Source organism: Paenibacillus terrigena DSM 21567 (assembly GCF_000374845.1).
GTDB classification, from domain to species: Bacteria; Bacillota; Bacilli; order Paenibacillales; family Paenibacillaceae; genus Paenibacillus_K; species Paenibacillus_K terrigena.
In genome coordinates this window covers 35,222-51,162 of sequence record NZ_KB895424.1, presented here as the reverse complement: position 1 = coordinate 51,162, position 15,941 = coordinate 35,222, and the positions used below count along the sequence as shown (strand labels likewise).

Genomic DNA, 15,941 nt, shown 5'->3' with positions numbered 1-15,941 from the left:
TTCAAACACTCCTTTAGCTTCATAAGTCACGTTCTGAGTTATAAATCCATTATATCCGCCTTATTTGCCTGACATAACCGTCTTAGGGGGTGACTGAACCTAGACTTTAGACTAGGACTGGTCCTATTCAGATGAACTTATCGAAGCAAAGGCGCTAATTTTCCGCGATCCTTTCTCTCTGTTGCCTTCATTTTACTAGCCCTTATTTTTTCTGACTAACTTAGTGCAGGCTATCCAGAAAGTGTATAAATCCATAGATGGTTATTGAACGATGGCAAAAACCCACAACCTCATGCGGTTGTGGATTTACATGGTGGAGGCGAGGGGAATGTTCATATCTCCATCTTACTTGCTCACGATGCCCATCCTCCGCAGACGATATTAGAGGTGGGATATAAACGCCGTGCTCGTTCGCGAAGCTACCCCTCCGAAGCATCTCATTCGCTCCCTGCGCGCGGACTGAACCCTGACAGGAACGTCAAGGTGCTTCCCCCCAACCTGGACAGGCTATGAATGGTTATGCATGTACTATGGGAGTAGAAGACTATGATTCTACTGAAACTAAAATTCTTAATCTCGGAGGCAAGCTCGCATTACCAAAGTATGCACTGCCTGGAATGGCATGGCAAGGGTATTACATTGACACAGAAGGAAATGTATTTGGTATTCATCAGCCAGATAAGCATGCAAAATAGGATTTTTCTCTTCTTTACACATAGAAAACCCAGCCCTTGTGGGGACTGGGTTTTCAGTATGGAGGCGAGGGAAGGTGCACTTTTGTCCATTTGAAAATGGTATTTATTGTTACATGTTAAAGGTAGTCATAAAACGATTAATAATTGCTGCGACTTCAGCACGTGATACAGCACCCGTCGGATCCAGCATGCCATTACCCTTACCAGAAAGTAACTGGTTGCTTACGGACCACTTCATGGCATCAACTGCCCAAGCTGAGATTTTCTTCGCATCTGTGAAAGCGACTAATGACTGGCTAGCGTTAACATTCAATTGGTTTGCTTTTGCATAATTGAAGAGCATCTGTACAAGTTGTTCACGAGTAATCGGTCGATCTGGAGCAAAGTGACTACTATCAACCCCATGGACAATGTTATTCTGACTTGCCCAAGCTACCGCATCACTGTAATAGGCATTCGTATTAACATCTTTGAAGTGACTTGACCCTACTTCTGGTTTACCAGCTAAGCGGTGCATAACCGTGACCAGCATACCACGAGTCATAGTTTGGTTCGGGCTAAACGTATTTGGCGCGGTACCCGTGAACAATCCATGCTCCACAACATAGTTAATGGATGAAACCGCCCAGTGATTCGAAACATCACTAAAAGTAACAACAGGTTTAGCAGGCTCAGTTGGCTTCTGAGGTTGCTCCGGAAGCTTCTCGAAAGTCACAACAACTTGATCAGAAGATTTCATACCTGTCAATTGAGTGAGTGCTCCCTTAGATATCCCATTGATCGTAACATCTTTAACCTGGTAACCTTTATCAGGTGTTATTGTAATATTGCCATTCGAATCAGCAGTAACTGTCCCTCCACCACCTGAGACAGACGCATTCGGCTTGCTAGAGTTGTTGCCTGGCGAAGTATTGCCTGATGACGAGCTATTGCCTGACGAATTGTTAGAAGGGTTGGCTCTAACGATAAAGGTGTACGGTTTATTTACGCTGTGATCCCCGCGAGAGATCGTTGCAGTTAGTGTGATACTCATATCCCCCATGTCAGAGGATGGACGTGTAACAACCGCGGTGTTGTTGTCGATGCGAATGACATTCGTATTACTGCTCTTCCATTCAATCTGTGTACCATGCAATCCTTCAGAAGGAAGGGGAATGTTAGTGGTAATCGCACTTGTATCACCAAGTGTTGAAGTTACACTAGTAATCGTATCGTTAACTGCCTGCTCATCACTGAGTGCGGTGACATCAACAAAGATCGGGTTGGAATAAAACCACAATCCTGTATAGTTACGGTCATTAATATTATTGAAGCGTTCCTCGTTCTGCTCCGGCGTGTCACTACCCCTATCAAATGATTGATCTTGTAAAGGCTCTCCGCTAGCTGTAAAGCCTGCTACGTCTGTACCCAGATTCGTACCGCGCAAACGATAATAACGGTTTGTATCCGCAGGCACCTTATAAGAGACAGTATAATAGCCTTCGGCATCGGGTTGTCCCCAATCGTCTTGGGTAAAGCGTTTAATGACTTTCGTCGTGGCATTGGTTGTATTGCTGGCATATTGACTTTCATCGAGCTTACCAGTCACTTCTCCAGAGATTAGATCGACATGATCTACTTTGGTATCATTAGTGACTGAGGTATTATGCGGGCTGATTGGTGCGTAATTGTTGTGCTCTGGGCTCTTAAAGCGAATGCTGATTGTTGTAAGATCCCCTTCGGTTACCTGTAGGTTCTCGCCCATTTCAGCTTGAGCGCCATTTCCAGTAGCTTTGAAGTCAAGCGCATTGATGAGATCGCCATAAACCGCATAAGATTTACCTGAACGCATACCCTCAACAATATCTTTGAAGGTATTACCCTCGACCCAAGTATTGTTTCGCGAGTACTCGCTAGGCCAGTAACCGCTTGAATAACTCCGATTGCTGCTCACCTTAAAATGAAAGTCGGAATTTGTGAAGTTCCAGAAGTGGCGACCTTCACCAAGCATGGCATCCCACATTCCGCCGACCTTTGCGACCATGACATCAGCTCCGCCGTATACGTCAGCTAATTCCGATCTATTCCCACCGGCTGCCATTTGGTTACCCGGCAACCCTTCCATGCCAAACACAATTTCAGGAGCAATATCATTCATCTTACGAATGTCTTCGATAGTGACAACACCCGTACTGCTGCCGTTATGTCTAGACGGATGGTTAAGCAATACATAACTCTCCGGGTAATTCGTTTTCAGCCATTCAATGGCTTCAAATGTTTTATTTTTATCGAGTTTCAACGTATTCTTATCAAGTCTCGGTCCCCAAAGAGCATCCTCATTTGAATGAAACATACCTGGAGTTGTATCGTAGCTGTACAACCATTCGAATTGATGAATAGCGTCGATGGGTACTTCATTACTTTTGGAATCAATAATACCAACAGAACCATGATCCAAACCCATCATGTCCCATTCGAAGCCAGAATAAATGAATTTACCTACGTATTTTCCAGTAGATTGGAGCGCTGCAAGCTTGTCCTGCTGTTCTTTAATCGCTTCCCAACGTGCAGTAGGCTTACTGTTACCATCTGGATCTCGCGGTGAATCGCGCAGATGATCAGATAGCACGATGAAATCAAAGGGATTGCCGTACGTCAGTGATGTGACTGTTTCTACAGGCTTATTGTCAAGATCCTCTCGAAACGCAGCGTCGAGTACATTTTCCAATTTCATAAAAGATTCGGATGCATCTGCCGATTGTATGGTGTGGGTATGGTACTCACCAGACATCCATCTTCCTGTTGAATTGGTGGAAGGTGTGTTCCCTGTTGCAGACACCGTCGCCATACTCTGTGCGAGCATGAAAAAGGCGAATGAGGTACAAATTAAAGACTTCAGCTTGCTGTTCATGTAGTTATAATCCCCTTCGAATACATTATGATATCGATTTAAGTATAAAGATGAACTGTAAATTTACATGTTAAAGAGTTGCAGTAATTTGTAAAAATATCGCTTGGGAGCACACCCTTCTATAACTTGTAGACTTTTCGTCTACAGGATAATCAAAAAATAGACTTCTATTTCATCTGATGTCTACAATCCGTCTACAATTCCGAGCAAATCAAAAGCCCGACCGCGTGAGGTCGGGCTTTTCATGATGGAGGCGAGGGGAATGTTCATATCTCCATCTTACTTGCTCACGATGCCTATCCTCCGCCGGCGATATTAGAGGTTGGATATAAACGCCGTGCTCCCATGCTCAACCCCACAAAGTGAAGCTTAGTCTTACAGCGATTTCCGATTACTTTGCGGGGACCCCTTGTTTTCGCTCCCTGCGCGCGGGCTGAACCCCTGACAGGGGCGATCCCCTGTCTCGTCTCCACACAATGCAAAAAGGACACCTCTGAGGTGTCCTTTTTCATGTTGGTGGAGGCGAGGGGAATCGAACCCCTGTCCGAAGATAACGCAACATAAGCTTCTACGGGTGTAGTTACAGTTTTGATGTCACCCGAGTATCGCCCCGTAACCGGCTATACTTTGGGTCAGCCTGATTGTCTTCTTCAGCACACCCCAGGCGGAGATGTGACAGCGTATCCCACTAAAGTTGGGCCCCGGTCTCGGCACATGGGCGATGCAGAGGCGAAGCTCGCTAACAGGTTATTAAGCTGCTAATGCGAAGTTGTTTTGTTGTTTGCCGTTTAATAGGCTTTAGCGTTGATGAAGCGGTCGCGTCCCCACTACCCGCTACTCATGCCCGAACTACCCCCGTCGAATCCAAGAACGCCCCCATGAATGTAGAAACGTCTGCGTCCTCGTAAGGACCACTGTTTCTATAAAGGGAATGCGCCGATCGAACCAACTAAATTCGATCTGGACCAGTGATAATTCTGAAGTCCACCGACTTCAATCGAGCATGGTAGATAGTCATCGTGAATATCCATGTCGGTCACTCACGATTACATTCTCATTATACGGCCTTGGACCCTCAAAAGTAAAGGAACACCAAAATGTTCATCATCTCACTAGGTTTATCCAAGGCAAGATTATCTAGCCACTTTCTGCTTCTCACGAAGAATACGCTGAATATCGCGTTGTGCATCCCGCTTCGCCGCAGATTCACGTTTATCGTATTGTTTCTTCCCTCGACCTAAACCTATCAGCAATTTGGCATAGCCATTGCGAACGTAGATTTTCAGAGGAACAATCGTATATCCTTCGGTCTTCGTCTGCCCCAACAGCTTATGAATCTGAACACGGTGCAAGAGCAGCTTACGCGTACGCGTTGGATCTGTCGGATTAAAGCGATTCCCTTGTTCGAACGGACTAATATGCATATTGTGGATGAAGATTTCCCCGTTACGAATTGTCGCAAACGCATCACCGATGTTCGCTCTTCCTGTACGCAAGGATTTAATCTCCGTTCCGGTCAGCACCAGACCCGCTTCATACGTATCTTCAATAAAATAATCATGGGATGCCTTCTTATTCTGGGCGAGCAATTTGCCATCACTCTTTTTACCCATGATAATCACTCCTTTCGAGCGTCCATCCGCCCGATGCTATAGACCTCTATTGTAGCAAACCCCGCAGCGTCAAATCAAGGAGAAAGGCACGCTCAGAACCGCTAATGCAATTGAACTTACTCTCTTCTGAAAAATATTTACATCGAACCGCCTTGTCAGATGGTTGGTTAGAAGCTACGATTCATATGATACGGTAATAGCCATGAACGAAGGAGGAACAACGCATGCAAGAGAAGCATGAACCCCAGATCACTGTGCAATCTCCTGCTCCTAGCGACTCACTTCATGAAGCACAAATGCCGCACTACCCTTACAGCGAAGCAGACTTCAATACGACGCACAAGCTCGCCAATTTCCGGATAGATCTTCGTAACCCCGACAATGTCCACCTCGATCGATTTATCAATGCCAAGGCCGTCTACGACTGGTCCCAACTCCGTTGGAAGGACATCGGCCGCCCTTTCCAGGTGAAGAACATGTCGGAAGCCCGTCGAGATTGGGAACAGCAGCATGAACAGACGATGCCGATTCGTACCTCCTGGCAGCTCTTCAACCAGTCTTTTCATACCCTATTCGAAAAAGATGTCCCGAAGGAGCTGCAAGCTACGAGGGCATCCTTATGGAAATCACTCAGCCGCTTTCATCCTAGCGAAGTCCGAACAGCGCTCAGTGATCTCGCACAGCTTAGCGTCTGGAATATCGCACATCGTGTCACCGACGGCGTGTGGGACCCTCGCGGCAAAAGAGCGCTATTCCACGGACTCGATGTCACACGGCCACGTATTCTTTTTCTAGGAGCTGCGGAAGGATACGAAGCCATGCAGCTGTATTCCATGTATCCTGGCGGAGAAGTCGTCCTCGTTGACTATGACGAATTCTGCCGAACCGATCGATTCGGGCAATTCCCGAAATCCTATCCCTTCCTAGGATCTCACCCTTCCACGAGACATCCCAAGGTATGGTACAAAGATCAGATGAATCTTCACTACATCGTTGATGATATACGCAACCTCACCTTCGGTCCGGAATTCGATATCGTCATTAGTGTCGGACTGCTCGAGCATTTCCCAGATGAGCATAAGCCTGAAGTTATGAATTGGCATCGCAAGTTCCTGAAACCTGGTGGATACGCCATTCTGACGACACCGAAGAAACATCTCAAGACGCGTCTCTTCTACACCGTCATGGAGGATATTATGAACCATACGTACCGCGAACTCATGGACATCCGCCAGATGGGTCTCTATGTGTACGAGAACGGCTTCGACATCCTAAGACACGGCACCATCAAAGTGCATAACGGCATCGTCGCCAAAGCGCGCTAGCCCCTTCGCCCGCGATATTACGATCCGAAATTCAAAAGGAGCCTGCGCGATCCGCAGACTCCTTGTTCATGTTACCCCTTATTTCCGCTTCTTCCGAACGAACGAAGCCGTACCGTTCTTCGGCTTTCCGCGTCGCTTCGATGCGCTCTGGCCTTCACCTACAAAAATACCGCTCTCTGACGTATTCTTGCGCGGTTTACTCCGACCTTCACCAAGACCAAATCCGGCACTGCTTGGTTCTGACCCGGGCTCCGATGGTGTCGGCGCACCATAGCCGCCTTTACCTGAACCAAAGCCAAATTTTTTGCCTTGCTCCGATGATGGGTTCTTCGATTCACCACGGTCTCCACGTGTACGATCCCGCGACTCGAACTTGCCGAACTTTCCACCCTTTTTCCCCGGACTATCTGGTTTGAACGGGCTAGATTTCCCACCTCTGCTGGTTCCAGCCGCGCTGCTGCGAGATGCATCCGAACTCGGTTTCCCTGCTCCGGATCGCTCTGATTTGCCGCTGCCGGGTTTACCGCCACGATCACCTTTACCGCGTGCTCCAAAGCCGCCTTGACCGAACCCTTTGCTCTTGCCCTTGCCGCCGCGTCCACCGCGTTCGCCAAAGCCTCCGCCAATCAGATTCAGCTGACCTCCTCGGGACTTCGTATCAATCATCTCGAAATCAATCGTATGATCGTCCATATTCACACGCGCAACGCGAATCTTCACTTCATCGCCAATCCGGTACACCTTCGATGTACGTTCACCGATCAGTGCCATATGCTGCTCATGGAAATGGTAGTAGTCATCCGTCATATCACTTAGACGAATCAAACCTTCCACCGTGTTATCAAGCTCCACGAAAATCCCGAAGCTCGTCACGCTGCTGACCATACCTTCGAATTCTTCGCCGACCTTATCAAGCATGAACTCCGCTTTCTTGAGCTGCTCTGTATCACGTTCAGCATCCACAGCCACGCGTTCACGCTCCGAGGATTGCTGTGCAATTTCCTTCATCCGAGAAGCGAGGTATTCATGACGCTGTTCCGTGAGTGCTCCGCCATTCTCTGCAACCTCGCGAATAATACGATGGATTACCAAATCTGGATAACGGCGAATCGGTGAAGTGAAATGCGAGTAGAATTCAGCAGCCAAGCCAAAATGACCTAAGCTTTCCGAATCGTATTTCGCCTGCTTCATCGAACGCAGCATCATCGTGCTGATGACGGTCTGCTCCTTCGTTCCTTGAATCTGTTCGAGTAATGTCTGAAGCGCCCGAGGGTGCACGGAATTGCCTTTCCCCCGAACCGCAAAACCGAAATTCGCCGCGAATTGCATGAATGTCATCAGCTTCTCTGAATCTGGGTCTTCATGGATTCGGTAAAGGAATGGAACACGCAACCAGTGGAAATGTTCAGCCACCGTCTCATTGGCCGCGAGCATGAACTCTTCAATGATCATCTCGGCGATCGATCGCTCTCTTTTGATAATATCAGTCGGTTTGCCATTCTCATCGACAATGACCTTTGATTCTTGGAAATCAAAATCAATCGCGCCGCGACGCATCCGGTGCTTCCGCAGCCGCTCTGCTAACTCACGCATCAGCTGGAAGTCCGGCACCAAGTCCTGATAGCGCTCCATGAGCTCCGGATGTTCTTCGGGTTCCGTTAGAATTTTACGTACATTCGTATACGTCATCCGTTCTTTCGTCTTGATCACACTCGTGAATATATCATGGTTCACAACTTTCATGTGCTCATCGAATTCCATCTCACAGGAGAGCGTTAAGCGGTCCACCTGCGGATTCAAGCTGCAGATCCCGTTCGACAGACGATGCGGCAGCATCGGAATAACCCGATCCACCAAATATACGCTGCATCCACGCGCATAAGCTTCTTGATCCAGCTTCGATCGTTCTGGGACATAGTAACCCACGTCCGCGATATGAACACCAAGCTTGTAATTCCCGTTAGGAAGACGTTCCACGTTCACCGCATCGTCCAAATCCTTCGCATCTTCTCCGTCAATCGTCACAATGCGCATATCCCGAAGATCCCGTCGACCTTGCTGAGCAATTTCTTCGTCTGTAATCGAATCTGGTGCTGAAGCTGCCTCTTCCATGACTTCTTCAGGGAACGCTTCAGGCAACTGATGCTTGCGAATAATCGAGAGAATATCGACACCTGGATCATCTTTATGACCCAGAACCTCCACAACTTCCCCCTCCGCTGCCGCGCGGCCTTCTGGGTAATTAACAATCTTCGCAACAACCTTCTGACCCGTCACTGCACCTTGGAATGCATCTTTCGGTATGAAAATATCACGATTAATCCGCTTGTCATCCGGGATGACAAACCCATACGTCTCATGATTCTGGAATGTACCCACGACTTGCGTTACCGCACGACTGACGATACGCGCGACTTCACCTTCTAATTTCCCACCGGCCGCACCCTTCGTTGTTACACGTACAAGGACGATATCTCCATTCATCGCACTCTTCAAATCGTTCGCGTGAATGTACACATCCGGATGTTCTCTATCATCTGGAATAAGGAATGCGAATCCCTTCGCATGGGCCTGTAACCGGCCGCGTAGGAGATTCATTCGCTCCGGAATACCGTACCGTTCGGAACGCGTGCGAATGATCTTCCCTTCCTGCTCCATCTGGATCAGCAGCTTCAGAAATGCCTTGAATTCCTGCGCATCCTCAATTCCAAAATGCTGCTCCATCTCCTGATACGTCATCGGCTTATATGCCGTCTCTTGCATAAAATCTAATACATCTTGTTCAGTTAACAAGAAATCACCTCAAATCAATCCCATCGATTCGTGTTGCTATGTATATATACTCAGTATACACGAAATGTCGCTTAGACATCCGTAATCCTAAAAAAGATCCTTATGCCTGTATAAAATAAAAAAAGCAGGAGAAATCATCTCCCGCTTGTTCTCATCTTCAATTAAGACGCTTTAACCAAATAAGCAACGACCATTGCAAGAACGAAAAATCCGACTGCAAGTCCGACCGTCAAACGCTGCAAGAACAAATCCAAGCCGCGCGCCTTTTGTTTACCAAAAAGATGTTCCGCTCCACCGGAGATGGCACCCGATAGCCCCGCGCTCTTCCCTTTCTGTAGAAGAACGACAGCAATCAAGCCTAACGAAAAAATGACGAGTAAAATTGTGAACAAAGTTTCCATAGTTCCACCTCCTGTAAGAATAGCTTCACATCAAAATGATAAGTTATGTGTAAAACGTTAGGTTACATCATTAAAGAACAGTATTCTTATTGTATCATTAACACATTCGAATTACAAGGTCAATCCCAATCATTGCCTGTATGAAGCCATTTCAAGCCGGTTCTGCATACAAAAAGGGCTAACCAGTCACCTGGCTAACCCCTTTAATAGAAAATCAATTATTTCTTCAAGTTGTAGAATGCTTTCAAACCGCCGTATTGAGCCAAATCAGCCAATTCGTCTTCGATGCGAAGCAATTGGTTGTATTTTGCAACACGGTCTGTACGGGAAGGAGCACCTGTTTTGATTTGACCAGCGTTTGTCGCAACAGCGATGTCTGCGATTGTGCTATCTTCGGATTCACCGGAACGGTGGGAGATAACTGCTGTGTAACCAGCGCGTTTAGCCATTTCGATTGCATCGAAAGTTTCAGTAAGTGTTCCGATTTGGTTCACTTTTACCAAGATGGAATTACCGATACCTTTTTCGATACCCGTAGCAAGACGCTCTGTGTTCGTAACGAACAAGTCGTCACCAACCAATTGAACTTTGTTGCCCAATTTCTCAGTAAGCAATTTCCAACCTTCCCAATCGTCCTCGGACATACCGTCTTCGATGGTGATGATTGGGTACTTCTCAACCCATGAAGCTAGAAGGTCAACATACTCAGCGGATGTGTAGGATTTGCCTTCACCTGCAAGTGTGTATTTACCATCTTTGTAGAACTCAGTGGAAGCTACGTCCATACCAAGGAATACGTCTACGCCTGGTTTGTAACCAGCTTTTTCGATCGCTTCGATGATTGTAGTGATTGCTTCTTCGTTGGAAGACAAGTTCGGTGCGAAACCACCCTCGTCACCTACAGCTGTGTTAAGGCCTTTCGCTTGCAATACAGCTTTCAAGTTGTGGAAGATTTCTGCACCTGTGCGAAGAGCTTCTTTGAAGCTTGGAGCGCCTACAGGAAGAACCATGAACTCTTGTACATCGATGTTGTTGTCCGCATGCTCACCACCATTGATGATGTTCATCATTGGTACTGGAAGCGTTTTGGCATTGAATCCACCAAGGTATACATAAAGAGGAATGTCCAAAGCTTCTGCTGCTGCGCGAGCTACTGCCATGGATACCGCTAGGATTGCGTTCGCACCCAATTTACCTTTGTTCGGCGTTCCATCCAATTGGATCATCGCTTTGTCGATACCTACTTGGTCAAGTGCGTCCATACCGATGATTTCTGGAGCGATTGTTTCGTTTACGTTCTCAACAGCTTTAAGAACGCCTTTACCCATGTAACGGGATTTGTCGCCATCGCGAAGCTCTACCGCTTCATGAGCACCTGTGGAAGCACCTGAAGGTACGATTGCGCGGCCTTTAGCGCCGGATTCAAGGTAAACTTCTACTTCAACCGTTGGGTTACCACGGGAGTCCAAGACTTCGCGTGCGTATACGTCAGAAATAATTGTCATGTTAAATTACACTCCTTTTAGATGATTCATTTTAATTTAAATTACTTATTTACAATTGTTGTGCCCGTCATTTCTTCCGGCTTGTTCAATTGCATCAGGTCAAGAATGGTCGGAGCCACGTCCGCCAAAATCCCGCCTTCTCTTAGCGTAACATCTTTCGTAGTCACGATACAAGGAACCGGGTTCGTCGTATGCGCGGTATGTGGACGGCCATTCGCGTCGATCTCAACTTCGGCATTACCATGGTCCGCGATAATGATGGCTACACCGCCTTTTGCGATGACAGCATCAACCACTTTACCAAGGCACTCATCCGTTGCTTCAACTGCTTTGATCGTCGGCTCGAGCATACCGGAGTGACCCACCATATCCGGGTTCGCAAAGTTCAAGATAATGCAATCTTGACGCTCCGCTTCGATCTCAGCCACCGCTGCTGCTGCAACTTCTGCTGCACTCATCTCAGGCTGCAAGTCATACGTTGCAACTTTCGGTGAAGGGATCAGGATACGTGTCTCGCCTTCCAATTCCTTGTCACGTCCGCCACTGAAAAAGAACGTAACGTGCGGATATTTCTCGGTCTCAGCGATACGAAGTTGTTTCTTGTTGTTCTGAACGAGCACTTCGCCAAGTGTATTATCAAGGTTCTTCGGTGAGTATGCGACGAATCCGTCTACACTCTCGCTGAACATCGTTAGACATACATAGTGTAAGTTCTTCGGTGCTTTATCCCCACGATCAAATCCGCGGAAGTCCGCGTTCGTGAATACTTGGGACAATTGAATCGCACGGTCTGGACGGAAGTTCAAGAAGATAACGGAATCTTCCGACTCCATCAAACCTACAGGCTGTTCGTTCTCATCCACGATAACCGTTGGCATGACGAACTCGTCGAATACCGATTTTTCATAAGACTCAACGATCGCTTTGAGCGGGTCTTGGTATTTCGGGCCTTCGCCATATACCATCGCGCGGTAGGATTTCTCCGTACGCTCCCAACGCTTATCGCGGTCCATCGCATAGTAACGGCCTTGAACCGTTGCGATTGTACCAACGCCAAGCTCCTGAATTTTCGCGATCAATTGTTCCATATAGCCTTTCGCGCTATCTGGCGATACATCGCGTCCATCTAAGAAAGCGTGGATAAATACGTTGTTGAATTCTTCTTTTTTGCACAACTCTAGCATAGCGAACAAGTGGCTGATGTGACTGTGCACGCCGCCATCGGACAACAATCCATAGATATGCAATTTTTTATCGTTATTTTTCGCATGACGAACGGCTTTAATCAGCGTCTCGTTATCGAAAAATTCGCCATCACGAATCGATTTGGAAATACGAGTCAAATCTTGATACACGATCCGGCCTGCGCCGATGTTCAAGTGACCTACTTCCGAGTTCCCCATTTGACCTTCAGGAAGCCCTACCGCTTCACCACAAGCCGTAAGCGTTGTGTGAGGGTAAGTCGACCAGTACCGGTCAAAATTCGGCTTATTCGCTTGTGCAACGGCGTTACCCACCAAGTTGTCACTAAGCCCAAAACCATCGAGGATAATCAGTGCTACCGGTTTAGGTGCTGTCATTTACTTCGCCCCCTCAACCAATGCAATGTAGGAAGCTGGTTGCAAGCTTGCGCCACCGACCAAAGCGCCATCGATATCGCTTTGTCCCATGTACTCTTGTACATTTTCCGGTTTCACGCTGCCGCCGTATTGAATGCGAACCGCATTCGCTACTTGCTCTCCATACAAACCTTTCACAAGTTCACGAATGTAGCTGATCACTTCATTCGCATCTGCTGCAGTTGAAGATTTACCCGTTCCAATCGCCCAGATCGGCTCATAAGCAATAACAGCTTTCGCTGCTTGCTCTGCGCTTAATCCTTGGAAAGCAGCTTCGGTCTGCACTTTGCAGACATCTTTCGTCTGACCTGCTTCACGCTCTTCAAGCTTTTCGCCCACACATACGATTGGCGTTAAGCCGTGTTTGAATGCTGCATGCATTTTTTTGTTCACGATTTCGTCTGTCTCAGCGAAGTATGCACGACGCTCGGAATGACCCAAGATCACGTATTCCACACCAAGATCTTTCAGCATGATGCCGCTGATTTCACCAGTGAATGCGCCATTATCTTCGAAGTGCATGTTTTGTGCACCGATTTTGATGGAAGTGCCTTTTACAGCCTCACCAAGTGCTGGCAAGTTCGTGAATGGTGCGCAAATCACGCTCTCCACGCCTGCAACTTCTGCTTTCCCCTTCACATCTTGAACGAAAGCTGTTGATTCACTTACAGTTTTGAACATTTTCCAGTTCCCTGCAATGATTGGAGTTCTACTCATGGTTTTCACGTCCTTCTATTTTCCCCACCTAAGGAGTACTGATCTTATTTATCGTTAAGCGCTTCAACGCCTGGAAGTTTCTTGCCTTCCATGAACTCAAGAGATGCGCCGCCGCCAGTTGAGATATGGTCCATTTTGTCTGCCAAATGGAATTTCTCTGCTGCTGCTGCAGAATCACCGCCGCCAATGACCGTGTAGCCCGCTGTTTCTGCACAAGCTTGTGCAACCGCACGCGTACCGTGGGAGAATGGCTCGATTTCGAATACGCCCATAGGTCCGTTCCATACAATGAGCTTCGAATTCTTGATCACGTCTGCATAAAGCTCACGCGTTTTCGGTCCGATATCGATACCTTCCCAGTCTGCTGGAATGCCGTCAACATCAACGATCTTCGTATTGGCATCTGCACTGAAATCGTCCGTTACAACGTAATCCACTGGAATCATGAAGTTTTTGCCAAGTTGTTTGGCTTTCTCGATAAATCCAAGCGCTGTTTCTAATTTCTCGTTATCGCAGAGCGATTTGCCGATTTCGTGACCTTGTGCTTTGAGGAATGTGTAAGCAAGTCCGCCACCGATCAATACGTTGTCAGCAATTTCGAGCATTTTGTTGATAACATCGATTTTATCTTTCACTTTCGATCCGCCGACAATCGCTGTGAATGGACGCTCAGGGTTCAGCAATGCTTTACCTAGTACGTTCAACTCTTTCTCCATCAGAAGTCCGGAAACGGCTGGTAAGTATGCAGCAATACCTGCTGTCGAAGCATGCGCACGGTGAGCAGCGCCGAATGCGTCATTCACGAACAAATCTGCAAGGGATGCAAATTCTTTCGCGAGTTCCGGATCATTCTTCTCTTCACCTGCGTAGAAACGAACGTTCTCAAGAAGCAATACATCGCCGTCTTTGAGCTCAGCGATTTGTGCTTTAACCGCATCGCCAATCGCTTCGTCTGCTTTAACTACTGGTTTGCCTAGCAATTCGCTAAGACGAACCGCAGCTGGTGTTAGACGCATTGAATCCACGAACTGACCTTTTGGACGGCCCATGTGACTTGCTAGAATAACTTTTGCACCGTTCTCGATCAAATATTTGATCGTAGGCAGGGTTTCACGAATGCGTGTGTCGTCCGTAATTTTACCGTCTTCTAATGGCACGTTAAAATCGACACGGACAAATACGCGTTTACCAGTTACTTCTACATCACGTACACTCTTCTTGTTCATTCGTCGGTTCCTCCAAACACATATTAGTTAAAGAGCGGAAACAATTATGAACTGTTTCCGCTCTACAATCATGCTACAACCGCTATTACTTCGTAGCTAGTTTAGCGAAATATTCCAACGTACGGATCAATTGCGCTGTGTAGGACATTTCATTGTCGTACCAAGCTACTGTTTTAACCAATTGCTTGTCGCCAACTGTCAATACTTTTGTTTGTGTTGCGTCGAACAAGGAACCGAAAGTCATACCTTTGATATCGGAAGATACGATTTCGTCTTCTGTGTAGCCATAAGTTGCTGGGTCAGAAGCAGCTTTCATTGCAGCGTTGATCTCGTCAGCTGTTACTTTTGCATCAAGAACAGTTACAAGCTCAGTCAAGGAACCTGTTGCTACAGGAACACGTTGTGCTGCACCGTCAAGTTTACCTTGAAGTTCAGGGATAACAAGACCGATTGCTTTTGCTGCGCCTGTTGTGTTAGGGATGATATTCTCAGCTGCTGCACGAGCGCGACGGAAGTCACCTTTCGCATGCGGAGCATCAAGTGTATTTTGGTCGCCTGTATAAGCGTGGATTGTTGTCATCAAGCCTTCAATGATACCGAATTTGTCTTGCAATACTTTTGCCATTGGAGCTAGGCAGTTTGTTGTGCAAGATGCGCCAGAGATAACTGTCTCTGTACCATCAAGAATTTCATGGTTTACGTTGTATACGATTGTTTTCATATCGCCAGTTGCTGGAGCGGAGATAACAACCTTTTTAGCGCCTGCTTTGATGTGTTTCTCAGCAGCTTCTTTGGTTGTGAAGAATCCAGTACATTCAAGAACGATGTCTACGCCAAGCTCGCCCCATGGTAATTCTTCAGGGTTACGGTTCGCAAGAACTTTAACGTCTTTACCGTTTACTTTGAAGAATCCTTCATGTACTTCAACGTTTCCTTGGAATTGACCTTGAGTTGTATCATATTTCAACAAATGAGCTAACATTTTAGCGTCTGTCAAGTCATTGATTGCTACCACTTCGATACCTTCTACTGCTTGAATACGGCGGAAAGCAAGGCGTCCAATACGTCCAAAACCATTAATACCAACTTTAACCATTGATGATTCCTCCTAAAATTAATTTATATATACTCAAGACAAACCTGAGGGCTCGTCAAGA

Annotated in this window: 10 protein-coding genes, 1 other RNA gene and 1 pseudogene; 2 read left to right on the top strand and 10 right to left on the bottom strand. The window is 47.0% G+C overall.

The features are described from left to right. Positions 1–473: 473 nt before the first annotated feature. Positions 474–695 (top strand): annotated as a pseudogene (locus C558_RS33370) (VOC family protein); the annotation flags it as partial. Positions 696–804: 109 nt separating this feature from the next. Here the strand turns inward: C558_RS33370 and C558_RS32855 are convergent. The 3 genes from C558_RS32855 to smpB form a co-directional block, all read right to left on the bottom strand. Beyond that, positions 805–3,585 carry an S-layer homology domain-containing protein gene (locus C558_RS32855; RefSeq protein WP_018759104.1) on the bottom strand — a complete coding sequence of 927 codons (2,781 nt, stop codon included), beginning with the start codon at positions 3,583–3,585 and terminating at the stop codon, positions 805–807. Positions 3,586–4,099: 514 nt separating this feature from the next. Next, positions 4,100–4,463: a transfer-messenger RNA gene (gene ssrA / locus C558_RS33365) on the bottom strand. Between the two features lie 255 nt (positions 4,464–4,718). Next, positions 4,719–5,198: an SsrA-binding protein SmpB gene (gene smpB, locus C558_RS0125360; RefSeq protein WP_018759103.1), complete on the bottom strand. Its 480-nt coding sequence runs from the start codon at positions 5,196–5,198 to the stop codon at positions 4,719–4,721. Positions 5,199–5,422: 224 nt separating this feature from the next. Between smpB and C558_RS0125355 the strand changes: the two genes are divergently transcribed. Next, the gene (locus C558_RS0125355) at positions 5,423–6,523 is read left to right on the top strand and encodes a class I SAM-dependent methyltransferase (RefSeq protein WP_018759102.1); all 1,101 of its coding nucleotides are present in this window, start codon (positions 5,423–5,425) and stop codon (positions 6,521–6,523) included. 78 nt (positions 6,524–6,601) lie between these two features. Here C558_RS0125355 and rnr read toward each other — a convergent pair whose 3' ends face one another. The 7 genes from rnr to gap form a co-directional block, all read right to left on the bottom strand. Continuing rightward, on the bottom strand, positions 6,602–9,316 hold the full coding sequence (rnr, locus tag C558_RS0125350) for a ribonuclease R (RefSeq protein WP_018759101.1): 2,715 nt from the start codon (positions 9,314–9,316) through the stop codon (positions 6,602–6,604). A gap of 161 nt (positions 9,317–9,477) precedes the next feature. Then, positions 9,478–9,717 (bottom strand): preprotein translocase subunit SecG, encoded by a 240-nt coding sequence (gene secG, locus C558_RS0125345; RefSeq protein ID WP_018759100.1) that lies wholly within the window; start codon positions 9,715–9,717, stop codon positions 9,478–9,480. Between the two features lie 218 nt (positions 9,718–9,935). Continuing rightward, positions 9,936–11,222, bottom strand: a complete 1,287-nt coding sequence (gene eno / locus C558_RS0125340) for a phosphopyruvate hydratase (RefSeq protein ID WP_018759099.1) — start codon at positions 11,220–11,222, stop codon at positions 9,936–9,938. A gap of 41 nt (positions 11,223–11,263) precedes the next feature. Then, on the bottom strand, positions 11,264–12,802 hold the full coding sequence (gpmI, locus tag C558_RS0125335) for a 2,3-bisphosphoglycerate-independent phosphoglycerate mutase (protein ID WP_018759098.1): 1,539 nt from the start codon (positions 12,800–12,802) through the stop codon (positions 11,264–11,266). Next, the gene (gene tpiA / locus C558_RS0125330) at positions 12,803–13,558 is read right to left on the bottom strand and encodes a triose-phosphate isomerase (RefSeq protein WP_018759097.1); all 756 of its coding nucleotides are present in this window, start codon (positions 13,556–13,558) and stop codon (positions 12,803–12,805) included. Positions 13,559–13,602: 44 nt separating this feature from the next. Beyond that, a complete protein-coding gene (locus C558_RS0125325; protein WP_018759096.1) occupies positions 13,603–14,784 on the bottom strand; it encodes a phosphoglycerate kinase in 1,182 nt (393 codons plus the stop codon). Between the two features lie 85 nt (positions 14,785–14,869). After that, positions 14,870–15,880, bottom strand: a complete 1,011-nt coding sequence (gap, locus tag C558_RS0125320) for a type I glyceraldehyde-3-phosphate dehydrogenase (RefSeq protein WP_018759095.1) — start codon at positions 15,878–15,880, stop codon at positions 14,870–14,872. Positions 15,881–15,941 lie beyond the last annotated feature (61 nt).

Coding starts and splice junctions, on each gene's coding strand:
- eno (WP_018759099.1), bottom strand. CDS start 11,222: ATGACAATTATTTCTGACGTATACGCACGCGAAGTCTTGGACTCCCGT.
- tpiA (WP_018759097.1), bottom strand. CDS start 13,558: ATGAGTAGAACTCCAATCATTGCAGGGAACTGGAAAATGTTCAAAACT.
- C558_RS32855 (WP_018759104.1), bottom strand. CDS start 3,585: ATGAACAGCAAGCTGAAGTCTTTAATTTGTACCTCATTCGCCTTTTTC.
- C558_RS0125325 (WP_018759096.1), bottom strand. CDS start 14,784: ATGAACAAGAAGAGTGTACGTGATGTAGAAGTAACTGGTAAACGCGTA.
- gap (WP_018759095.1), bottom strand. CDS start 15,880: ATGGTTAAAGTTGGTATTAATGGTTTTGGACGTATTGGACGCCTTGCT.
- C558_RS0125355 (WP_018759102.1), top strand. CDS start 5,423: ATGCAAGAGAAGCATGAACCCCAGATCACTGTGCAATCTCCTGCTCCT.
- gpmI (WP_018759098.1), bottom strand. CDS start 12,802: ATGACAGCACCTAAACCGGTAGCACTGATTATCCTCGATGGTTTTGGG.
- smpB (WP_018759103.1), bottom strand. CDS start 5,198: ATGGGTAAAAAGAGTGATGGCAAATTGCTCGCCCAGAATAAGAAGGCA.
- secG (WP_018759100.1), bottom strand. CDS start 9,717: ATGGAAACTTTGTTCACAATTTTACTCGTCATTTTTTCGTTAGGCTTG.